This window comes from Pseudomonas pergaminensis, from assembly GCF_024112395.2.
Taxonomy (GTDB): domain Bacteria; phylum Pseudomonadota; class Gammaproteobacteria; order Pseudomonadales; family Pseudomonadaceae; genus Aquipseudomonas; species Aquipseudomonas pergaminensis.
Genome location: NZ_CP078013.2, coordinates 3,320,749 through 3,343,307, shown reverse-complemented (window position 1 = coordinate 3,343,307; position 22,559 = coordinate 3,320,749). Strand labels below are relative to the sequence as shown.

The window sequence follows — 22,559 nt, the reverse complement described above, 5'->3', positions numbered from 1 at the left end:
AGAGGTCGTTAACGCTTGGGCGGGGCCATAAATTCCGGGCCGATCGGATCTTTTATCGTGCTGGCCAGAATACGGTCGATATGCGTCAGGTCTTCAGGGGTCAGGTGCCAGCCGAAGGCCTCCTGGTAGCCTTTTAACTGCTCCGGCCGCCGGGCGCCCCACAGCGCGATGGTTGGGCCCTGGTCGAGCACCCAGCGCAGGGCCAGGGCGAGCACCGACTTGCCGTGGCACTCACGGGCATACAGGTCCAGCGCGGCAACAGCGGCCAGGTACTGGTCGAAGCGTGGCGCCTTGAACTTGGGGTCGAGCTTGCGCACGTCATCACCGGCAAAGCGCGTGGCCGAGTGCATGCTGCCAGTGAGCAAACCCCGGCACAGCGGGCCGTAGGCAAGCACCACCAGGGCATGCTGCTTGGCGTACGGCAGAATCTCGCTGTCGATGGCGCGTTCGAACAGGTTGTAGGGCGGCTGCACCGTGGCCAGCGCAGTGTGCTGGCTGAAATCGTCCATTTGCGCAGAGGAATAGTTGCTCACACCGACGGCCAGAATCTTGCCTTCGCGGCGCAAGCGCTCCAGTTCATCGGCGGTTTCTTCCTGGGCGACCAAGGGGTCGGGCCAGTGGATCTGGTACAGGTCGATGTAGTCGGTTTCCAGGCGCTTCAGGGAGTCTTCGACTTCTTTGCGAATGCGCTGGGCCGTGGCGTTGCGCCGGGCGCTGCCGCTGTCCCATTGCAGGCCGGCCTTGGTTGCGATCACCGCACTGTGGCGCACGCCGCGCAGGGCCTTGCCGATCAGTTCCTCAGAGAGGCCAAACCCGTAGACAGGTGCGGTGTCGATCAAATTGATGCCGATGGCCAGCGCATGCCGCAGGGTGCGGATGGCCTGCTCGTTATCGGCCCCGCCCCACAGGTGCCCGCCCATGGACCAAGTGCCGAGGGCGATGCGCGAGACCGCTTGGTCAATGCCGGCAATTCTGATGGTCTCAACGTGCATAAAAAAATCCTGTGGGCGGCAATAATGCTTAGAAAAACAATTACTCTAAGTCATCCACGGTTGAATCGGGCTCAACGCCGCATGCAGCCGAACTCCTGCATTAGAGACTTGAAATGGCTGCCTTCAATCGTTCCGAACTGGCTGATCTCAACGTGTTCATGGCCATCATCCGCCGCCGCAGCTTCCGCCATGCCGCCCACGAACTGGGCGTGACCACTTCGGCGTTGAGCCACACCATGCGCAACCTGGAAACCCGCCTGGGGGTGAAGCTGCTGTATCGCACCAGCCGGGCCGTGGAACCCACCGATGCCGGCTCGCTGCTGGCAGAAAAACTCACCCAGGGTTTTGCCACTATCAAGGACGGCCTCGACACCCTGGAGCTGTACCGCGAAGCCCCCATCGGCCGCCTGCGCCTCAACGTGCCACGGGATGCTTCGGTGTTGCTGCTGGCGCCAATCCTCGGGGATTTCTGCGCCGCCTACCCGCAACTGCGCCTGGACCTGATCGTGCAAGACCAGATGATCGACATCATCGCCGAGGGCTACGACGCCGGTATCCGCTACGGCGCCACCGTGCCCCAGGACATGGTCGCGGTGCCGCTGACCGGTGAGTTGCGCTGGATCATGGTCGCCTCCCCCGCCTACCTGGCTCGCCGTGGCATGCCCCAGGTGCCCAAAGACCTGTTGCAACACGCCTGCATCCGCATGTACCTGGGCGACAAGACCACCTTCAAGTGGGAGCTGGGCAACGGCGCGCGTCAGCAGCGTATCGATGTGCCCGGCCACTTCAGCGCGGCCGACACCGAGACCATCGTCAACGCTGCGCTGCAAGGCGTGGGCATTGCTTACTGCCTGTCCAACCGCGTCGAGCGGGAACTCAAGGATGGGCGCTTGGTGGAGGTGCTGCCCGACTGGGCCTGCCTGGGTGCCCCCCTGTGCATGTACTACCCGAGCCGGCGCCAGTCGCAGCCGGGGTTGCGGCAGTTGATGGACATGATTCGCCTGAAAACCATTGGCTCACAACTGATGACATCCACTTAAGCGCTGTCGCGCTGGTGCCGGTGAAATGTCAGACATGTTTTGTGGACTTTGCTCAAGGAATTGTTTCTGGAGGGAATACAACTAAAAGGCTGCCGTCATTTATACCGAATGAATGATGGCGATCTCCTATTTCCCCGTGGATAGCCTTTATGAACCGAATTTCTGCTCATGTCGCTGCGCAGCCTTTACCGCCACAATCCTCCTCGGCAGCGCACCCAATGAGCTCATCCCCACTACCCGCCGCCAACGGTGTGATCGAAAGCTCGCGGGCCGAAGGAGATCGCGCGTTGGCCACGGAGTATCGCGCTGCCTTACTGACCGCTGCCCGGGGCACGGCTGACGTCAAGATCAGCGACATCCCGCCCCACTCCACGTTCGGCCAGTGGTGGGCACAGCTGCGCGATGCTTTTCAATCACCCGAGGTACGTCAGTGGATTCGGGACAAGGGCATCAGCCTGACCTCTATCAGGCTCAATCCCGTCTCGGGTCAACTTTCGTTTACCCTCAAGAGAGACTTGGACCCCAAGCAGGTGCGGCACACCGTCGGGCAAGAGGACAGCCGCTGGGCCGCCATCAGTGAACCTATCCTCCAAGCGGGGCGTGTCATTACAGCGGGTCGTCCCGAGACAACGTTCGAGCCCCCGGCAACGCTGATTGACGAACCGGTTTCGCTAAGTATTGTGGGGCGTTTCTATAACGAGCCGCAGGACCTCTCGGTGCTTGCGATGCGCAATCGTGCGCAGGACATTCATCGGAACCAGGGCTTCACTGCACTGGATCCAGCAACCTCCGCCGACCTGATCCAATCGCGCAGCCAGGACGCACTGCAGGAGCAGAAAGAGCTGTTGGGCGATCTTATCAATCGGCATCAGGCCGCCGGTGAACTGCAACATTTGGCGAATTCTGTAAAAAATGGCGTTGAATATGACGGGCAGATACTCGATGAATTGAAGACGATGAAGATCTTCCTCTCCAGCGACAGCACCTACCCGCTGTCCGATGAGGCTAAATCGGGCGGGGTCAGCCTGCTGGAATTCCTGAAGAGTCATGACTGGGATATTCCGACCGATCACGCGCAGTTGACGAACCTGGCAACCGTACTTTCAAGCCCTGCACCCAAGGCTGCACGCCATGGTGACCTAGGGGGTGCCTTGTCCTGGCCTGAACCGCTGGACGCGCAAAGCCAGCTGCAACTGAGGGCGGATGTACTGTCGGGCAAGATCGGCGACGTCGACTTCGACGACCACGCCAATATTCTGGAATACCTGTTGAATAACAGGCCGATTACGCCAGACGAATTGAAGAACCCGCGCCAGCTGATCGAAACCTTGATTGATTCGCCTAGGGGCAAGGCACTGGGTGAAGCGATCCAGGCCCGATTCGACGCTCGCTTAGTCAAAGGCAGTGCCACCGATTGGTTAATGGCAGCCTTGAACGTGGACCTTGGCGGTCAACTCAGCGGCCCTCTCGTGGACCTCGTGACCGTGGATGACAGCGGTAAAAAACCCACGGAAATCGTCAAGCAGATGAGCGATTGGTTGCACGCTCACGGGTATGCGTCAGACCCTGCGAGTGCGTCGATTCAAACGCATATTTTTTTGGCAAATCGAGCCCCTGAGTTCCTAGTCAAGAACCTTCCCGAGCAACTCCGTGTCGGCTCCCACAGTTGGGTCAGCTTTACCACTGCGGTAGCCCGCATCGAAGCCAAAGCCCCTGGGGCCACCGCCACGATGGACTATGCGCAAATAATGCAAGAGGCCGACAAGGCGGAGATATCCGCCCCAGAGCGATTTATCGAGTACGCGGCGCAGCATAAGGCGATCAAGCAGTGGGCTGTCTTGAACGGTATCACGGTCAGCGATCCTGACATGAAGACCGCACGCGATGCGTTTACTGAGCAGGTTCGCGAGTTGAAGGAAGCGGCCGAGACGCAACTCACCGATCTACCAACCACCAAGGCCATTGCCTTGGAGCAATTGAAGAACGCCTTCCCGGATATAAAGCCGGCACAGTTCGACGAAAAAAACATCACCCTGCAACCGTCCAACCGGTTTTTCCCAGGGCCCTACTCGATACTGGACCTGTACATCGACGGTCGAGCACTGCTCGGAACACCTGATTCGGCCAATAACTTTGGGTCAGCCGGCCGTGATGTTGTTAACTTCGTCACTTTTGGAGTCGGTGAAATTCCACCTGATGGGCAGCCCGCTACCTGGGTATCTGCGTCAAAAGCCATAGATATAAAAAACGTGTTGGAAACACTCAAGGCACTGCCGCGCCCACAGCAAGCCTTTGCAGAACACATCTTTGATTACACGCAGTCAGTCAAAACAATCGCAACGGCACAACTCAAGCTGCTGATCTCAAATCAGCCACTGGCAGACCGGCAAAACCTCGAGTTCGGAAAGCTGACAATTCGTAGGGAATCCACTTACCACAGGCCTGATTTTCCGGAGCGAGTGAATGAGGGCGCCCTCCTGGTTGAAACCGAGCGAGACGGTAAGTTCGTAACCTATGAAATTGATCGCTTGAAGGGCACTATCACCAAGCTGCCAGGCAAAAGCTATAAGGAATACCCGCCGACTAACGGCACGATCCCGCAACCCGGCAAAAAGTTCGACGTGATCACGCCCAAGGGACCACACAAGAGCGACATTGCAGATGAACACAAGGGTGCGCAAGGCACCCCGTATAGCTTCAACAGTGACAGGACCCGATACATTGTCGATGCGATGATCCAGGACATGGATCTACCCGCCGTGGAAGCGTACGCCAAGGGCAACACAACCTTTGATACGGAAGTTCTTGCACATGAGGTCGCCGAGAAAGTCGGGTTGGCGCTTGTCCCGTTCAGAGCAGCGTTCATCAATTTTGGCCAGGGTAATACGGCTGCAGGTGTTGTCGACGTGCTTTTCGATACCTTTGGCTTTGGCGTAGGTCTGGCAGCGGGTGTACTCGCCAAGGGTGCCTTGGTATTCGCAGCGGGTGCCTCGGGGTTTTCAAGAGCGGCTCAGGTCGTCAAGATTATTGGGCGCGCAGCGATAGGTGCGATCAACCCATTGAGCGGGGTTGATGACCTCAGTCGACTAGCACTCAAAAGCACGCGTAAGCTCGTCGGGGCCGCCTACACTGGTGTCAACCATCTGCGCGGTGCGCATCGCAGCTTGAATCTGCTCAAGCTGACAAAAAAAGCCGATATCGCCGAAGGAACCTACAAAGCGGCGAGTGGTGCGGCCGATACCAAAGCACTTGCCAAATTCAATGAAGCTGACCAGAAGTGGTATCGCGTCAACCCAAAGACTCAAGAAATCTATGGAAAATCAGTGGATTTTACGGCGGACACCTCCAGGCTCACTCATTCGGCTAACGAGGCGGGCAGCGCAACGAGCCTGCTGGACAGGGGGTTGGCGCAGGACAATGTCATTCAGCTAGGGGGCGCCATGAAGGATTTCAAGCTCATTGATTCCGAGGTGCATGTTTTCTACGACACCTATAAGGGAACGGACCGCCTCAATATAGTTGCCCATGGTAAGCCTTATGTTTCCAACAAGAAGGTATTCGCGCGAAACAATGCAGATATCATTATTAATGACAAACCCTATTCTGCGGAGCAATTGGTAGCGCTGCTGAAATCGAAAGGTGTAGATCCGCAGAAATTTGACAATGTCAGGTTACTTATATGCCACTCCGCCGAGGGGGGCAGTCGATCTTTCGGCAGTCGGATGCAAAAAGTTATCAAGAAGCCCGTCAAGGCCTTCGAAGGCACCGTCACCATCACTCATAACTCCACAGCTGTCACAACACTACGAAATGAATACCTGGCTGCATTGAAAAAAACAAACCCAGAAATAGCTGACACTTATGCGCACTACCTTGCCAATGACAAGGTTCGATCAGGCCTTGTCGGTGACGCCGTAGTGAACGTAGAAAAGCATCATGGTTCGGTTATTAAAATCAATATTGCCGACGTTAATCAAAAACCACAGTTGGTCGATCTACCGATCAGTTACCGGCCTAGGAAGTTCGGTTGAACACCGTCAGCCATCTACGAGAAGTCCGGTTTAACTAGATTGAACCTGTTCCCGGCCGTGGTTCTCCAACAGGCATAGACCACGGCCTCGGTACACGCTCGATGACTTTTATTCTATGGATGGCCGTTCTGGGCGCCGTATTGCTCACCCTTGCCCTCACCTCCTCCTACCTGCGCTGGATGCCAGTCACCACTTCGGCAGTGTGCCTGCTGCTGGGTGTGGGGATCGGCCCGCTGGGCGTCGACCTGCTGCACTTGGATATCAAGAACTCCGCACGCTGGATGGAACACCTGACGGAAGTCGCGGTGTTGTTTTCGCTGTTCGTCAGCGGGTTGAAACTGCGCCTGCCGCTCAAGCACCGGACCTGGCGCATTGCATTTGGCATGGCCGGGCCGGTGATGCTGCTGACCATCCTCGGCATCTGCCTGGCGCTGCATTACCTGTTTGCGTTGTCGTGGGGCGTGTCGCTGCTGGTGGGCGCAATCCTGGCGCCGACTGATCCGGTACTGGCAGGCCTGGTGCAGGTCAATAACGCCCAAGACTATGACGCGCTGCGTTTTGGCCTGTCCGGTGAGGCCGGTTTGAACGACGGCACGGCCTTCCCCTTTGTGATCTTTGCCCTGCTGTTCATGCAGCACGGCGGTTTCGACGGGGACTGGCTGGGCGGCTGGGTGCTGAAGAATCTGCTTTGGGCTGTGCCGGCCGGGTTACTGATCGGCTACTGGATGGGCCGCGGCATTGGCCGTGTGACACTGTGGATGCGCATCACCAACAGTGACAGCACGCTCTCGCCCAATGACTACCTGACGCTGGCACTGATCGCGTTGGCCTACGTCGTCGCCGAGGCGGTGGGCGGTTATGGCTTCCTGTCGGTGTTTGCGGCGGGGCTTGGCCTGCGCCAGGCGGAGTTCCGCTCCACCGGGAATTCGCAGACACCGTCGGAGCATTTGGCGCTGCCGGTGGTGGGCCACCTGGAGGTCGAGCCAGAGCGCGCACTGCAAGGCGATGTCAGCGAACTGAAAGACACACAGATCGCCGCCGGCGTGATGATGGGCGACATGCTCTCGTTCGGCAGCCTGGTGGAGCGTTCAATGGAGGTGTTCCTGGTGACGGTGCTGGGCATCGTGCTGGCGAGCCATTGGGATTGGCGTGCACTGCCGGTGGCGGCGTTGCTGTTCTGCGTCATCCGCCCGCTGGGCGTGCTGGCAATGCCCTGGGGCCGCCTGATCGATCTGCGGCAGCGCGGGCTGATGGGGTGGTTTGGTATTCGCGGGATCGGCAGCATTTACTACCTGTTCTACGCGCTCAACCACGGTTTGATCGGCACCAGCAGCGCGGTGGCGGTCAACCTGACCTTGTCAGTGATTGCCCTGAGCATCGTCGTTCATGGCCTGAGTACCCAGCCGATGCTGGTGTGGTATGAACGACGAGCCAAGGCGAACGCTCAGTCTTGACGCTCGGTATTGCCAACGTCTGCCGCTTCATCCAGGTCGTTGAGCGGCACTTCTGCATCATCCATCAGCGAACCCGGGTCTTCATTGCCCGGATCGTTGAGTTCGTCGTCGAGTTCTTTGGACATGACCGTCTCCTCTAGCCGCCTTGGGTGTCGATATCAGCATCGGTTTCAGGCTTGGGCTCGCGCTCGGGCTTGAAGTCTGGACTGTAGTCGTTTTCCTTGGCCTTGGGGTCTTTGGCTGGAACCGGGTCCTTGGGCGCTTCTGCAGCGGTACCCGGGGCCGGTTCGCCGCCGTCGATGGCCGGATCGTTACGGTTATCGAGTTGGGGGTCTTTGCTTGTGCTCATGGGTCACCTCAATTTAGGCCGGTGGGAAATCAGCAGGGCCTGAAGGTAAGGCGCCGGGCTGACCGGCGAAGTTCCGTCCGATTGCTCACCGGATCGGATTGTCGACCTGGATATAGAACGCGTAGATCCCCAGCACCAGCCAGAACACCATGAACAGCCAAGGCGCCCGCATGGAGAACAGCAGCGACTTGCGGTAGCCCTTGTGGGACGACTCCATTTCGGAGAACAGCGGCGATTCATCGTAGGCCATGCCCATCACCGGCTCGCTGCGCAGCAGTTCGCTCTGCTTGTAGTGCCAGTGGTCGATGATTTCATACGCGGCCCGGATGCCCGGCCAGGCATTGAGGGAACTGAGAATGCCCAGCGAGACCAGGAACACCGGCACCACCAGGGTGAACAGCTTGCCCCACTCCGGGTTGAGGTTGCCCATGCCGGACACAAAGGCGATCACCAGGAATGACTGCGCCGTGAGGTAGGCGTCAGTGCGGTTGGCGAGGATGGTGGTTTCGTACTGGATTTCACGCCGGTAGAAATCGAGGCGGTCCTTGGGCGAGCCGAAGATCTTGGCGTTGTGTTCGCTGTGGTCGGTCAGGGCCGACTCCGGCGTGTTGGGCGAGATGATTCTGGGCACGACAGTGCTCCACACAGGTTCGAGTCCCGTTAGAAGAATCGGGGGTAGGTGAAGTTCAAGTTTGTTCATGCACCAAGTCGGGGCGCCTGCCAGGCGCTGCCCCTTGTGGTGAGCGGGCTTGCCCCGCGTTGGAGTGCGCAGCGCTCCCTCGCTTTCTGGGGCCGCTGCGCAGCCCAGCGCGGGGCAAGCCCGCTCAATACAAGGAATGTACGGTTCCGGCACAGGCATTGCTTTATCCTTTCATCTGCCCGGATACAGGAGCATTCGTTACCCCCCGACCCAGAGCCGACCCCATAAGAAAGTAAGGACCAGGCCCGTTGGCACCCTTAGCCACGGCCCTTATAAAAATGCGTTTTTTGAAACGGCAGTGCCACCCAAGCGTCCCTCGGCACTGACAAGGTACTGGAATGGCTCGATCTTTCTTCGATGAAATGAATGACGCAGATGGCGTGTGCCGTGCGCATTATCAGGATTTCTCCCGCTGGCTGGCGAATACGCCGCCGGAACTGCTGGCCCAGCGTCGCCGTGAAGCCGATTTGCTGTTCCACCGCGCCGGAATCACCTTCACCCTCTATGGCGACGAGCAAGACACCGAGCGCCTGATCCCCTTCGACATCATCCCCCGCAGCATCCCCGCCAGTGAATGGAGCGTGATCGAACGCGGCTGTATCCAGCGCGTCAACGCACTGAACATGTTCCTCGCCGACATCTACCACGACCAGCGCATCATCAAGGCCGGGATCATTCCGGCGGACCAGGTGCTGGGCAACGAGGGTTACCAGAAGGCGATGGTCGGCCTGGACCTGCACCGCGACATCTACTCGCATATTTCGGGCGTGGACCTGGTGCGCGATGGCGACGGCACCTACTACGTGCTCGAAGACAACCTGCGCACCCCCAGCGGCGTGAGCTACATGCTCGAAGACCGCAAGATGATGATGCGCCTGTTTCCCGAGGTGTTCGCCAAGCAGCGCATCGCGCCGGTGGACCACTACCCCAACCTGCTGCTCAAGACCCTCAAGAGCTCCAGCCGCCTGGACAACCCCAATGTGGTGGTGCTGACGCCGGGCCGCTTCAACAGCGCGTTCTTCGAACATGCGTTCCTGGCCCGGGAAATGGGCGTGGAACTGGTGGAAGGTGCCGACCTGTTCGTCCACGACCTCAAGGTGTTCATGCGCACCACCGATGGGCCCAAGCCGGTGGACGTGATTTACCGGCGCATCGACGACGCCTTCCTTGACCCCAAGGCCTTCAACCCCGAATCGATGCTCGGCGTGCCCGGCCTGGTCGCCGCCTATTGCGCTGGCAATGTGGTGCTGGCCAATGCGATCGGCACCGGCGTGGCCGACGACAAGTCGATCTACCCCTATGTGCCGGAAATGATCCGCTTCTACCTGGATGAAGAACCGGTGCTACAAAACGTACCGACCTTCCAGTGCCGCAAGCCCGATGAGCTGTCCCACGTCCTGGCCAACCTGCCGGAACTGGTGGTCAAGGAAACCCAGGGCTCCGGCGGCTACGGCATGCTGGTCGGTCCGGCCTCTTGCGCCGCCGAGATCGAGGACTTCCGCCAGCGCATCAAGGCCAGGCCCCACGCCTACATCGCCCAGCCGACCTTGAGCCTGTCCACGTGCCCCACCTTTGTCGAAAACGGCATCGCTCCACGGCATATCGACCTGCGGCCGTTTGTACTCTCGGGCAAGGAAACCCGCCTGGTGCCCGGCGGCCTTACCCGCGTGGCGCTTAAGGAAGGCTCGTTGATCGTCAACTCGTCGCAGGGCGGCGGAACCAAGGACACCTGGGTGGTGGAGGGCTGAGTATGTTGAGTAGAACCGCCGCAGATCTGTACTGGATGTCCCGTTACCTGGAGCGTGCCGAGAACCTGGCGCGCATGCTGGAAGTCAGTTACTCGTTGTCGTTGATGCCCCAGGCCGGACGCAGCGATGGCCTGGACGAACTGGCCATGTCGTTGCTCAGCAGCGGCACACTCGACAGTTACCTTGAACGTCATAAACAGTTGGACGCCGAGCGCATGCTGCACTTCTTCGCCCTCGACGAAGAAAACCCGGCGAGCATCTACAACTGCCTGCGCGCCGCCCGTGGCAATGCCCACGCGGTACGTGGGCGCATAACCGCCGACATGTGGGAAAACCTCAACGCCACCTGGCTGGAAATGCGCAGCATCGCCGCCGGCGGCCTGGCGCGGCATGGCATCAGCCACTTCTGTGACTGGGTCAAGCAGCGTTCGCACCTGTTCCGTGGGGCGACCTCCGGGACGATCATGCGCAATGACGCCTATCGGTTTATCCGCCTGGGCACCTTTGTCGAGCGCGCGGACAACACCCTGCGTTTGCTGGATGCGCGTTATGAAATGTTCGGCGAGGAATCGGAAGAAGTCAGCGACTTGTCGGCACGCGGTTATTACCAGTGGAGCGCCCTGCTCCGTGCGCTGTCGTCATTCGAGGCGTACACCGAGCTGTACCCGAACGCACTGAATGCGCGGTCGGTGTCGGAACTGCTGTTGTTGCGCAGCGATGTACCGCGCTCGCTGCATGCGTGCATTGAAGAATTGAGCCTTATCCTCGCGGACCTGCCCGGCAGTTATGGGCGCACGGCGCAGCGGTTGGCGGCGGAGTTCGAGGCGCGGCTAAGGTACACGGGGATTGATGAGATTCTGGAGGACGGGTTGCACAGCCGGCTCACCGAGTTCATCGACACCGTGCGCGAGTTGGCGCGGGCGATTCATAGCTCGTACCTGGAAGTGGTCTGACCCTGTTCATTGCGATCACTTAACTGTCAATTCGGGTGATTGACCCTGCTTTGGTACCGCTCTTATGTTGGGCAGGTGAACTGCCTTCCCATCATAAGAACAGGTACCGCGCATGTCCGAACTCAACCTCACCCCTGCCGCCGCCCAGACCCTGCAACGCTGGCACGCCATGCTGGCGGATCGTAACCTCAACGCACTGCCCGAACTGCTGGCGCCGGACGCCGTATTCCGCTCGCCCATGGCTCACACCCCCTACCCTGGCGCGCCGGTGGTGTCGATGATCCTCAACACCGTCATCAAGGTATTCGAAGACTTCACCTATCACCGCGAACTGGCCAGTGGCGACGGCCACAGTGTCGTGCTGGAGTTCAGTGCGCGCGTCGGTGACAAGCAGCTCAAGGGCATTGACCTGATCCGCTTCAATGAACAAGGGCAGATCATCGAGTTTGAAGTGATGGTCCGTCCGTTGAGTGGGCTGCAGGCCCTGGGTGAAGAAATGGGCCGGCGCCTGGCGCCGTACCTGGCCAAGGCCAAGGGCTGATTACTGGTTTTTCACCAGCACCGGCTCGGCGCGGTATTGGTCGGGGAACAGCTTTTTGAGTTGCGCCACTTTGGGCAGGTCATTGATCACGATATAGGGGTAGGACGGATTTTCGGTGAGGAAGTCCTGGTGGTAGGACTCCGCCGGGTAGAACGTCTTGCCCGTCTCGATGTGGGTGACGATGGGTTTGTCGAAGGACTTGGCTGCGTCCAGTTGGGCGATGTAGGCCTGGGCGATTTTTTGCTGTTCGGCGTTCTGCGCAAAGATCGCCGAGCGGTACTGGGTACCGGTGTCGGGGCCCTGGCGGTTGAGTTCGGTGGGGTTGTGGGCTACCGAGAAATAGATCTGCAGCAACTTGCCGTAGCTGACTTTGCTCGGGTCGTAGGTCACGGAAACCGCTTCGGCGTGGCCAGTGTTGCCGTCGCTGACGGACTCATATTGCGCGGTGCTCGCGGCGCCGCCGTCGTAGCCGGAAACGGCGTTTGTTACGCCTTGCACATGCTGGAACACGCCTTGTACACCCCAGAAACAGCCGCCGGCGAACACGGCGGTTTGCAGGTTGCTGTTGTCTGCGGGCAGGTCGAGGGCGGGTGGCGCAATGGCGACGGCATCGTCGGAGGCACCGAAGGACAAGGCTGGGGTTTGCCCGATGAAAGCGGCAAAGGCAAGCACCGGCAGGTAGCTGAAGATCTTCATAGCGTTCACTCCTGAGCACAGTCCACTGTAGGAGCCGGCAAGCGGCTCCTACGGGGGTGGGTTTTCATATCACCGAGGTGACGGTTTTCGGGTCAGCCGAAGGTGAAGGCGTAGGCCGATACGTTCGGGTCGAGGAATTCGATGGTGAAGGTTCGGTCCTTGACGGCGCCTGGCTGGCGTACCAGTTGGTACAGGCGCTGCTCGGTAACGGTGCCGCTGCCATCCGGCGCGACGTCGGTGCCGTGGGCGGCGCCTGGGGCTTGGCCGTCGACCGTGACGTTGAAGCGTACCGGCTTGCCATCGGCGCCAGGGCCGAGCACCAGGTGCAGGTCACGGGCGTGGAAACGGTAGACGATGCGCCCACCGGCCTGGCCGAGGGTGGCTTGCTGGCCGCCGACGTTCCATTGGCCTTCCAGGGTCCAGTTGTTCAGGGCCAGGTTACCGGCGGCCGGGTAGTTCACCACTTGGTTGGTGGCCAGGGTGCCGGTGGTGACGAAGTTTTCGGCGCGCTGGAAGCCCAGGTAGGTTTCCGGCGACTGCACTTCGTGGGTGTCCGGTGCCAGTTGCACGCCCTTGGCGTCGGCCTCGATCAAACCACCCGCAACGTTCTTGACCCCGGCTTCACGCAGCAACTGCTGGATCACCCGCTCGGACTCGGCATAGTCGCCCTCGCCAAAGTGATGGTAGCGAATCTGGCCCTTGGCATCGGCAAAGTAATGGGCCGGCCAGTACTGGTTGTTGAATGCGCGCCAGATCTTGTAGTTGTTGTCGATCGCCACCGGGTAAGTGATACCCAGGTCCTTCATGGCCTTGGTGACATTGCTCACATCGCGTTCAAAGGCGAATTCCGGCGCGTGCACACCGATCACCACCAGGCCCTGGTCGCGGTATTTCTCGGCCCACGCCTTCACGTACGGCAAGGTGCGCAGGCAGTTGATGCAGGAGTAGGTCCAGAAATCCACCAGCACCACTTTGCCCTTGAGTGCTTCAGCCGTGAGTGGCGGGCTGTTGAGCCATTGCACGGCGCCCTCCAGAGGCGGCAGCACACCTTCGATCGGCAGGGTGTCGCTGTGGTTGGCGGCGGCCATCATCGCGCCCCCGGCCATCATCGCCCCGCCCTTTTGTTCCGGTTTGGCGTTGAGCTTGTCCACCAGGCTTTGTTCCAGGCCACCGGTGGATGCGGTCGACACCCGCGCCAATACGCCAGTATCCAGGCCTAGCGCAATGGCGGCCACACCGGCCAGCATCAGCGCACCCAGGCCACGGCGCAGCCATTCACCGGCGCCGAGGGATTGCTTCATGAAGCCAAAGACTTTACCGCCGACCAGCAATGCCAGCGCGAGGGAGGTGGCAGCACCGGCGGCGTAGGCCAGCAACAGCAAGGTAGTGCCGATGCTGGCGCCCTGCAGCGCGGCGCCGGTGAGCACCAGCCCCAGGATCGGTCCGGCGCAGGGTGCCCACAACAGCCCGGTGGCCACGCCGATCAGGAACGACGCTCCTGGGCGCGGCCTGGCATCGGCCCCGGCGGCTTCCGACAAGCGACTGCCGGCGGCTACCAAGGGGCGCGTCAGGCGCTCCGACAGTTGCGGCAGCAACAGTGTTAGTCCGAACAGGGCAACGCACAGCAACGCGAGCCAGCGCCCGTATTGATTGACTTGCACCACCCAACCGCCGCCCACTGCCGCCAGCGAGGCCACCAGGGCGAATGTCACCGCCATCCCCGCTAACAGCGGCAAGCCACTGCGCAAAAACGGCTGCCCGGTGCGAGCGAAGACAAAAGGCAGAACTGGCAGGATGCACGGGCTGACGATTGTCAGCACGCCGCCCAGGTACGCGAGAACCAGAAGCCACATGGGATCTTCCCTTATACGATTGAAATAACATTGGCCTAAGCCGCCGTGAACGTCATGGCGGCGCCATTCATGCAGTAACGCAGCCCGGTCGGTGCCGGGCCGTCATCGAACACGTGCCCCTGGTGGCCGCCGCAGCGACGGCAGTGGATTTCCTTGCGCACCACGCCATAAGAGGTGTCGGTATGGCTGGCCACGGCGTTGTCCAGTGGTTGCCAGAAGCTGGGCCAGCCGGTATGGCTGTCGAACTTGGTGGTTGAGGAGAACAGCGCCAGCGCGCAACCGGCACAGGCGAAGGTGCCGGCGCGGTGTTCATCGTTGAGGGCGCTGGTGTAGGGACGTTCGGTGCCCGCTTCGCGCAGGATGTTGTATTGCTCGGCGGTCAGCAGGCTGCGCCATTCGGCGTCGGTGTGGGTGACGTCGAAGGTTTCGGCGGCTTCGGCTTCGGTGACCATGTTGAGCTGTTTGATCAGGCCGCCGGCCAGGACGGCGACGCCGAGGCCGCCACTGGCCAGTAATAGTTGTCGGCGTGAGTACATGATGTTCTCCAATTTATGACTGGCGCAGCGCCTGTGGTGAGCGAGCTTGCTCGCTCACCACATGAGAGGTGCTTACCGTTACCAATGAGGCGATCATGCTCGTAAGACGGTCGCGGAATCCTCACGCAGAGTTAAACAATTCGTGATAACTACACGGTGGCAAAACCCGCACAATGCGCGGACTACAAGCGAAGGTTTATCTACATGGATCAGCCCAAACGTGTCCTGGTGGTCGAGGACGATGCCCATATTGCCGACCTCATCTGCCTGCACTTGCGTGATGAACAGTTCGAGGTGGTGCACAGTGCCGACGGCAACGAAGGCCTGCGCCTGCTGGAGCAAGGTGGCTGGGATGCGCTGATCCTCGACCTGATGCTGCCCGGCGTCGATGGCCTGGAAATCTGCCGACGCGCCCGCGCCATGACGCGCTACACGCCGATCATCATCACCAGTGCACGCTCCAGCGAATTGCACCGCATCCTCGGCCTGGAGCTGGGCGCGGATGATTACCTGGCCAAGCCATTCTCCATGCCGGAACTGGTGGCCCGCGTGAAGGCGCTGTTGCGCCGTGTGGACGCCATGGCACGCAACCTGAAAATGGACGCCGGCAGCCTCGACCTCGGCCCATTGTTCATCAACCCGCTGACCCGCGACGCCACCCTGCAAGGCCAGCGCCTGGACCTCACCCCACGGGAATTCGACCTGCTGTACTTCTTCGCGCGGCAGCCGGGCAAAGTGTTTTCGCGCATGGACCTGCTCAACGCGGTGTGGGGCTACAGCCACGAAGGGTATGAACACACGGTCAACACCCACATCAACCGCCTGCGCGCCAAGGTTGAAATTGACCCGGCCAACCCGGCACGCATCCTCACGGTGTGGGGCCGTGGCTACAAGTTTGCCGAGAGCCCGCCATGAAACTCAGCCTGACCCAGCGCCTGTCGGTGGTGTTCGCCGTATTACTGCTGATTTGCTGCGGCACCTCGGCCTGGCTGCAAGTGCGCTCCAACCACATGCACGAACTGGAAGTGGTGCAAGGCCTGTCCCGCGACCTGGCAGCGCATATTGCCCGCGACACCCAACTGATGGACGCCGACGGCCTCAAGCCCGACGCGGTGCGCAACCTGTTCAGCCAGCTGATGCTGGTCAACCCCAGCGTCGAGGTGTACCTGCTCGACATCGACGGCCGTGTGGTCGGCAACGCCGCACCCAAGGGGCATGTGCTGCGTGACCAGGTGGACCTGACGCCGATTCGGCGCTTTCTCAGCGGCGCGATGCTACCGATCCTCGGTGACGACCCGCGCAGCGTCGATGGGCGCAAGGTCTTCAGCGCGGCACCGCTCAAGGTCGGCGGCCAGCAGGCCGGCTTTCTGTATGTGGTGCTGCTCGGTGAAGCCCATGACGTGTATGACGCCAAGGATGCCACCGGCATGGCGTTGAAGATTGCACTCTGGTCCATCGGCCTGGTCGCCCTGCTCTGCCTGATGGCCGGCCTGATCGCATTTGCCTGGATCACCCGGCCGTTGCGCCAGCTCACCGACAAAGTCGGCCAGTTCGACATCAACGGCGCGCCCAAACCGGCCGAGCCGATTGCGACCGAACTGAACAGCGGCGATGAAATTGCCGTACTCGACCACGCCTTCGTGCAGATGGAGAACCGCCTGGGCGAGCAATGGCGCGCCATCACCCACCAGGATCAGGAACGTCGGGAAATGGTCGCGAATATCTCCCATGACCTGCGCACACCGTTGGCCTCGTTGCATGGCTACCTGGAAACCCTGTCACTCAAGGACGCGAGCCTGAGCCCAGAGGAACGTCGCCGCTACCTCGGCATCGCTCTCGACCAGAGCCGCAAAGTCGGCGGCCTCGCCCAGTCGTTGCTGGAGTTGGTGCGCCTGGAGCATGGCTTTGTACAGCCGGTGATCGAAGGCTTTTCATTGCCGGACCTGGTGCAAGACATCTTCCAGAAATTCGAATTGACCGCCGAAGCACGCGCCATCTCGCTCACCGCCACCCTGCCACCGCAGGTGCCCACCGTGTTCGCTGACCTGGGCCTGATCGAGCGGGTGCTCACCAACCTGCTGGATAATGCGCTGCGTCATACGCCGGTCAACGGCGAAATCGAAGTCATCCTGTCGCCCGAAACCAACGCCGTGGCCGTCACGGTCAGCGACAGCGGCCCGGGCATCGACGCGGAACTGCGCGAAGGCCTGTTCCTGCGCGCGTTCACTATCGGCGGCGCCCGCCGTGACGGCGGCCTGGGCTTGCGCATCGTGCACCGTATCCTGCAACTGCACGGGCGCAGCATTCGCCTGGTGGATCAACCGGGTCGGGGGGCAACCTTCAAGTTTTCCCTAGAAACCCGAGCATCAGCGCGTTGACCCGCTGCCCCTGCTCGTTCTGGATCCAGTGCCCGCAGTTGGGCAGCACGTGCTGCTCAAGCTTGGGCACTGAGTCAGGCATGCGCTTGAGCGTGTGGGCTTCGAAAACCCCCACCGGGTCGCGGTCGCCGATCAGGAACAGCGTGGGTTGCAGCACCTGCCTGCCCGCCAGGCGTTCGCTGCGTTGCCAGTTGCGCTCGAAGTTGCGGTACCAGTTCAGCGGGCCGCGAAACCCATGCTCGGCGAAGGTTTGCACGTAGATATCCAAATCCGCCTGGGAACACCACTGCGGCAAGGCGCCGGGGGCTGCGACGCCTTCAAGCAGCCTGGCGTTCGCCGGTTTGCTTTGCAGGAACACATCCTGGTCCTGCATGAACAGGCGCAAGGTACGCTCGACATCGGCGTTCAATTCCTGTTCGGCTACGCCCGGTTCCTGGAAATACAGGATGTAGTTGAAGCGGTCGGCGTACAGCTCGCGCATGATTTCAATCACCGGCCGCCGTGCGCGCCCGGCGAAAGGCACCGACATTGTGATCAAGCGCGTGACCCGCTCAGGTTCGAGCAACGCCAGGTGCCAGGCCACGACCGCGCCCCAGTCGTGGCCGACCATCACCACCTGCGCATGGCCAAAATGGTCCATGGCCTGCTGGATATCGCCACACAGCGTCAGCAAATCATAGTCGGCAACTTCTGCCGGCGAACTTGACTGGCCGTAGCCGCGCATTTCCGGGGCAAACACCCGATAGCCTGCCGCCGCCAGGGCAGGAATCTGCTCGCGCCAGGAATGCCAGCACTCCGGAAAACCGTGCAGCAGCCAAATCGGCGAGCCGTGTTCGGGGCCCGCTATGTGGACGCTTAACTCAATACCGTTGACGAGGATTAATTGCGGGCTCATGGGCATAACCTTTTCGAAGGTTTTGCCCAGCGTGCGGCATTGCTCACAGGGCCACCAGCATCATTGATGGCGGGAATAACTCATGCAACCGCCCACCAGCGTGGCAACAACTGGCGTACCCGCGCTTCGCCGAAGCGGTCATCGATCAACATCACCACGCCACGGTCCTGCTGGCTGCGGATCACCCTGCCCGCGGCCTGTACCACCTTCTGAATGCCGGGGTACAGGTAGGTGTAGTCGTAGCCTGCACCGAATATCGCGCCCATGCGCAGTTTCATCTGCTCATTGACCGGGTTGAGTTGGGGCAAACCGAGGGTGGCGATGAAGGCGCCGATCAAGCGGGCGCCGGGCAGGTCGATGCCTTCGCCGAAGGCGCCGCCGAGCACAGCAAAACCAATGCCCTGGCTGTGTTCGGTGAATTGGTCGAGAAACGCCTGGCGCTCGGCTTCGGCCATGCCGCGTGACTGCTGCCACCGTGTGATCTGCGGATGTCGCTCGGCCAGCAACTGCGCCACTTGTTGCAGGTAATCAAAGCTTGAGAAGAACGCCAGGTAGTTGCCAGGCTGCCCGGTGTACTGGCGGGCGATCAGCTCAACGATGGGTTCCAGGGAGGCATGGCGATGCACGAAACGCGTGGAGATTTCATCGACGATACGCACCTGCAATTGCTCGGCCTTGAACGGTGACTCCACATCGACCCATGCCGTGTCGGCCGGCAAGCCCAGCAAGTCGGCGTAGTAATGCCGCGGGCTCAGGGTTGCGGAAAACAGCACGCTGCTGCGGGCAGCGGTCAATCGTGGGCGGATGAATTCGGCAGGCACCACGTTGCGCAGGCACAGGGTCGAGCTGCTGCGCTTGCCACTGAGCTGACGCTTGCTGATATCGAAGATGAAGTGTTCATTGAACAGCTCGGCGACTTTGGCAAATTGCAGCACGTCGAAATAGAAGGCTTGCAGGTCGCCACTCAGTGACTCGGGATGGTCATTGAAATATTCGCCCATGCTGCTGGCGCACAGGCTCAAGGCCTGCAGCAGTTTTTCCGGGCGGGCAGCATAGGCCTGGTAGGGCGCGAGCTGGTCCTTGTGCAGGGCGTTCCACTCACGGTTGAGGCGCTGCAAGGGTTTCTTCAACGGCTCGGGGGCGGCGTCGCGCAGAGTCTTGAGGTGGTACTGGTCAAGACTGGCGCTGTACATCGCGCGGGCCCGTTCGACCAGGTTGTGTGCCTCGTCCACCAGCACCGCCGCCCGCCATTGATTGAGCTGGGCCAGGCCGAACAGCATGGCGCCAAAGTCGAAATAGTAGTTGTAGTCGGCGACCACCAGATCGGCCCAGCGCGCCATTTCCTGGCTCAGGTAATAGGGGCAGACGTCATGGGCCAGGGCGACGTCGCGCAGGTTGCGCTGGTCGAGCAGGCGCACCTTGGACGCGGCGATACGTGCGGCGGGCAAACGGTCGTAGAAACCCTTGGCCAAGGGGCAGGAGTCACCGTGACAGGCTTTGTCGAGGTGTTCGCAGGCTTTGTCCCGCGCCACCAACTCCAGCACGCGCAGTGGCAGGTTGGGGCTGCTGGCATACAGCACGTCGGCAGCATCCAGGGCGAGTTTGCGGCCGGGGGTCTTGGCGGTGAGGAAGAACAGCTTGTCCAGTTGCTGGGGCGTCAGGGCCTTGAGCAAGGGGAAAATCGTGCCGATGGTCTTGCCGATGCCGGTAGGCGCCTGGGCCATCAGGCAGCGGCCGGTGCTGACGGCCTTGTACACCGTTTCGGCAAGCGAGCGCTGGCCAGGGCGGAAGCCGGCATGGGGGAACGACAGGGTCTGCGCGGCGCTGTTGCGCGCTTCGCGGTGCGCCATTTCCTGCTGGGCCCAACCGAGGAACAGCGCGCATTGCTGATTGAAGAACGGCTCCAGTTCACTGGCGTGGAAGCGTTGGTTGAGCAGCGTCTCGCCTTCGCCGACGATATCGAAGTACACCAGCGCCAGGTCGATCTCGGAAAGACCGAGTTTCTGGCACATCAACCAGCCATACACTTTGACCTGGGCCCAATGCAGTTGCCGATGGTTGGCGGGCTGGGCGTCGAGGTCGCCGCGATAGGTCTTCACTTCTTCCAGGCGGTTGGCGTCCGGGTCGTAGCCGTCTGCCCTGCCCCGCACCGTCAACTGCTGATACACACCCTCGAGCGCCACTTCATTCTGGTAGTGCTGGCTGCGCCGTGAGGCGACGGTGCGATGGCCGACAATGCCTTCCTGGGCGCTGGGCGACGGCGTGAAGCGCAGGTCGAGGTCACCGACCTTGGCCGTGAATTCACACAGCGCACGCACGGCAACGCTGTAGCTCAAGCGGACGCTGCCCAGCGCACATAGCAGACGGTCACCGGCATCTGGTATTCGCCACAGAACTCCAGCCAGCGCAATTGGTTGTCTTGCAGGCGATCGCCGGGGCCCTTGACCTCGATCATGCGGTAGGTCTTTTGTGCCGGCCAGAACTGGATCAAATCCGGCATGCCGGCGCGGTTGGCGCGGATGTCCAGCAGCAGCCGTTCAAACCAGTAGCGCAGGTGTTCGGCGGGCAGACAGGCCAGGGCCTGTTCCAGCAGGTCTTCGCTGAGCAAGTTCCAGAACACGAAGGGCGACTGGATCCCCCACTTTTCGCTGTAGCGCTGGCGGATGGTGGCTTTGTAGCGCTCGTCCTGCAGTTGCTCGAAACAGGCGGCGAACAGTGGCGCGCGGCGCGGGTGGAAGTCTTCGCTGTGCAAATCCGCCGGCCCGCGTTGGAACGGGTGAAAAAACGATCCCGGCAAGGGGGCAAAGATCACGTCCCAGCACAGCAGGCCGAACAGCGAATTGATCAGCCCATTTTCAACGTAGTGCACCGGCCCATCGGGCTCGCTGAGGTGCGCCTGCACGCAGTATTCCACCGACATTAAAGGTTCCGGGAGCGCGAGGTCCAGGTCCAGGCGCGTGACGGGCCGGGGCTTGACCTTGGGCAAGGCCGGCTCGCCCAGTTTGCGTCGCAGGCGTGGCATCACGCGCAGCAGGTGCTGCTGTTCGGCGGCGCTTTCCGGGGCTTGTTGGGCGGTGTTCGCCAGGGCCATGGCTTGCACGTAGTCCTCCTGGCGTTCCAGCACGCGGATCAACCGTGAGCGGGCGCCGGGGTGGGCACAGGTGCGATAGATGCGTTCCGCCAGCGCCAATTCGGCCGTGCGCTCGCAATATTGGCCCACCTGGAACAATAGCTTGGCCCGGCGTTTTTCCAGCCAAGGGTTATCAGTTTGCAGCGTTGCAACCTGGGCCAATACCGCCTCCAGTGCGTCACCGGTTTCAAAGGCCTGCTGGCACTGGTGCAGGAACAGAAAGCCCAGCACGTCGTCACGGCTGCGCAAACCCCGGGATTCGGCGCAGAACTCGACTTTTTCGTAGGTGTAGATGCCCAGGTCCGCCAGCACGAATTCGGACCAGTCCTGATGCAGGTTGCCAAAGAACATCAAGCGCAGGCGATCGCACAGTTCCATCACGGTGAGGCTGTACAACGTGTCGGCCAGATCAGGGCACCAGTTGGCAAAGCAGCGGCTGTCGGTGAAGTGCGCCGACAACCCTGCCAGCCAATCGGCTTTCTTACCCTTGGGCTGGTCGATCCAGGGCTTGAACGCTGCGAGCAGCTCGCCTTTTTGCAGCAAGGCGAACAGCTCTTCAAAGGCCAGCAGGCATTCGTTATCCACCCAGCCCAGGGCCAGCAGTGGCTCAGCTGCCGCATGGGGGCAACCGATCTCCAGGTAATTGAGCTTGCCCGCACGAAAATGCACACCTTTGCGCATCACCATGCGCACCAACAACGCCTGTGACGCTTGCGGCAACCTGTCAAATTGCTGAATGAAATGCGCTTCGTCAGCATCGAGCAAGTCTGCATAGCGCTGCCCCAGCCATTGCAGGACCTGGCGGAAGTTATGCAGGTAATAGAGCGGTTCTTCGAGGGGATTGGCCATGGTGCGCAGCGATCAAATACTGGTTATGCATACAGAGTGCCGTCGCCAATGCCAGGTTGCAATCGGTAACAGATAAATGGCGCCTGCAACTTTTTGCATAAAAGTGATCAGATGGGGGAGTTGATGGCGTAACATTTGTTGCCCGCGGCCTCTGGCGTGGGACTTTTCAAGGTTAAGGTAAGGGTTATGAACATGAAGAATTTGGGGCTGCCACTGGTTGCACTCACTTTTCTGGTATTGGCCGGTTGCGCAACGCAAACCGTAGTGACACTGCAAAACGGCACGCAGTATTTGACCAAGGACACCCCAAAAACCAAGACCGCCGACGGCTTTTACGAATTCACCGATATCGCCGGCAAGCGTGTACGGGTCAAGGCCGACGACGTGGCCACCGTGCGCCAGGAAAACTGATCC

General features: G+C 60.8%; 19 protein-coding genes. 9 read left to right on the top strand and 10 right to left on the bottom strand.

Annotated features, from left to right (window positions below):
• Positions 1–8 precede the first annotated feature (8 nt).
• Complete coding sequence (locus KUA23_RS15045) at positions 9–992, bottom strand: aldo/keto reductase (RefSeq protein WP_078048434.1); 984 nt, start codon at positions 990–992, stop codon at positions 9–11.
• A 113-nt stretch (positions 993–1,105) separates the two neighbouring features.
• Here KUA23_RS15045 and KUA23_RS15040 point away from each other — a divergent pair, with 113 nt between their 5' ends.
• From KUA23_RS15040 to KUA23_RS15030, 3 genes are all read left to right on the top strand, one after another.
• Complete coding sequence (locus KUA23_RS15040; RefSeq protein WP_252992304.1) at positions 1,106–2,032, top strand: LysR family transcriptional regulator; 927 nt, start codon at positions 1,106–1,108, stop codon at positions 2,030–2,032.
• A 149-nt stretch (positions 2,033–2,181) separates the two neighbouring features.
• On the top strand, positions 2,182–6,063 hold the full coding sequence (locus KUA23_RS15035; protein WP_252992303.1) for a hypothetical protein: 3,882 nt from the start codon (positions 2,182–2,184) through the stop codon (positions 6,061–6,063).
• Between the two features lie 101 nt (positions 6,064–6,164).
• Complete coding sequence (locus tag KUA23_RS15030; RefSeq protein ID WP_214497035.1) at positions 6,165–7,517, top strand: cation:proton antiporter; 1,353 nt, start codon at positions 6,165–6,167, stop codon at positions 7,515–7,517.
• On the opposite strand, the gene KUA23_RS15025 is transcribed toward KUA23_RS15030, so the two are convergent.
• The 3 genes from KUA23_RS15025 to KUA23_RS15015 form a co-directional block, all read right to left on the bottom strand.
• Positions 7,508–7,642 carry a hypothetical protein gene (locus tag KUA23_RS15025; protein ID WP_256578575.1) on the bottom strand — a complete coding sequence of 45 codons (135 nt, stop codon included), beginning with the start codon at positions 7,640–7,642 and terminating at the stop codon, positions 7,508–7,510. The two genes, KUA23_RS15030 and KUA23_RS15025, sit on opposite strands and share 10 nt — an antisense overlap.
• A gap of 11 nt (positions 7,643–7,653) precedes the next feature.
• Positions 7,654–7,866, bottom strand: a complete 213-nt coding sequence (locus KUA23_RS15020) for a hypothetical protein (RefSeq protein WP_078048431.1) — start codon at positions 7,864–7,866, stop codon at positions 7,654–7,656.
• Between the two features lie 85 nt (positions 7,867–7,951).
• Positions 7,952–8,497, bottom strand: a complete 546-nt coding sequence (locus KUA23_RS15015) for a hypothetical protein (RefSeq protein ID WP_078048430.1) — start codon at positions 8,495–8,497, stop codon at positions 7,952–7,954.
• A gap of 407 nt (positions 8,498–8,904) precedes the next feature.
• On the opposite strand from KUA23_RS15015, the gene KUA23_RS15010 reads away from it, so the two are divergent.
• The 3 genes from KUA23_RS15010 (at position 8,905) to KUA23_RS15000 (ending at position 11,808) form a co-directional block, all read left to right on the top strand.
• Positions 8,905–10,314: a circularly permuted type 2 ATP-grasp protein gene (locus KUA23_RS15010; RefSeq protein WP_078048429.1), complete on the top strand. Its 1,410-nt coding sequence runs from the start codon at positions 8,905–8,907 to the stop codon at positions 10,312–10,314.
• A gap of 2 nt (positions 10,315–10,316) precedes the next feature.
• Positions 10,317–11,267 (top strand): alpha-E domain-containing protein, encoded by a 951-nt coding sequence (locus KUA23_RS15005; protein WP_252992302.1) that lies wholly within the window; start codon positions 10,317–10,319, stop codon positions 11,265–11,267.
• Between the two features lie 112 nt (positions 11,268–11,379).
• The gene (locus KUA23_RS15000) at positions 11,380–11,808 is read left to right on the top strand and encodes a nuclear transport factor 2 family protein (protein ID WP_099492023.1); all 429 of its coding nucleotides are present in this window, start codon (positions 11,380–11,382) and stop codon (positions 11,806–11,808) included.
• Here the strand turns inward: KUA23_RS15000 and msrA are convergent, their stop codons facing one another.
• The 3 genes from msrA to msrB all read right to left on the bottom strand — a co-directional run bounded on the left by msrA (position 11,809) and on the right by msrB (position 14,893).
• Positions 11,809–12,504, bottom strand: a complete 696-nt coding sequence (msrA, locus tag KUA23_RS14995; protein WP_099492022.1) for a peptide-methionine (S)-S-oxide reductase MsrA — start codon at positions 12,502–12,504, stop codon at positions 11,809–11,811.
• A 92-nt stretch (positions 12,505–12,596) separates the two neighbouring features.
• The gene (locus tag KUA23_RS14990) at positions 12,597–14,357 is read right to left on the bottom strand and encodes a cytochrome c biogenesis protein DipZ (RefSeq protein WP_252992301.1); all 1,761 of its coding nucleotides are present in this window, start codon (positions 14,355–14,357) and stop codon (positions 12,597–12,599) included.
• Between the two features lie 35 nt (positions 14,358–14,392).
• Positions 14,393–14,893 (bottom strand): peptide-methionine (R)-S-oxide reductase MsrB, encoded by a 501-nt coding sequence (gene msrB / locus KUA23_RS14985; RefSeq protein WP_078048425.1) that lies wholly within the window; start codon positions 14,891–14,893, stop codon positions 14,393–14,395.
• Positions 14,894–15,097: 204 nt separating this feature from the next.
• Here msrB and KUA23_RS14980 point away from each other — a divergent pair, with 204 nt between their 5' ends.
• Both KUA23_RS14980 and KUA23_RS14975 read left to right on the top strand, forming a co-directional pair.
• Positions 15,098–15,808: a response regulator transcription factor gene (locus KUA23_RS14980; protein WP_252992300.1), complete on the top strand. Its 711-nt coding sequence runs from the start codon at positions 15,098–15,100 to the stop codon at positions 15,806–15,808.
• Entirely contained in the window at positions 15,805–17,271 is a 1,467-nt protein-coding gene (locus KUA23_RS14975) for a sensor histidine kinase (protein WP_252992299.1), read from the top strand. The genes KUA23_RS14980 and KUA23_RS14975 overlap by 4 nt, the downstream gene beginning before the upstream one ends.
• Here the strand turns inward: KUA23_RS14975 and KUA23_RS14970 are convergent.
• The 3 genes from KUA23_RS14970 to KUA23_RS14960 all read right to left on the bottom strand — a co-directional run bounded on the left by KUA23_RS14970 (position 17,234) and on the right by KUA23_RS14960 (position 22,145).
• Complete coding sequence (locus tag KUA23_RS14970) at positions 17,234–18,166, bottom strand: alpha/beta fold hydrolase (protein WP_252992298.1); 933 nt, start codon at positions 18,164–18,166, stop codon at positions 17,234–17,236. The genes KUA23_RS14975 and KUA23_RS14970 overlap by 38 nt on opposite strands.
• Positions 18,167–18,246: 80 nt before the next feature.
• Positions 18,247–20,502: an ATP-dependent DNA helicase gene (locus KUA23_RS14965; protein ID WP_252992297.1), complete on the bottom strand. Its 2,256-nt coding sequence runs from the start codon at positions 20,500–20,502 to the stop codon at positions 18,247–18,249.
• Entirely contained in the window at positions 20,499–22,145 is a 1,647-nt protein-coding gene (locus tag KUA23_RS14960) for a VRR-NUC domain-containing protein (RefSeq protein WP_252992296.1), read from the bottom strand. The genes KUA23_RS14965 and KUA23_RS14960 overlap by 4 nt, the downstream gene beginning before the upstream one ends.
• A 186-nt stretch (positions 22,146–22,331) precedes the next feature.
• Between KUA23_RS14960 and KUA23_RS14955 the strand changes: the two genes are divergently transcribed.
• Positions 22,332–22,556: a YgdI/YgdR family lipoprotein gene (locus KUA23_RS14955; protein ID WP_078048419.1), complete on the top strand. Its 225-nt coding sequence runs from the start codon at positions 22,332–22,334 to the stop codon at positions 22,554–22,556.
• The last annotated feature ends 3 nt before the right edge of the window (positions 22,557–22,559 follow it).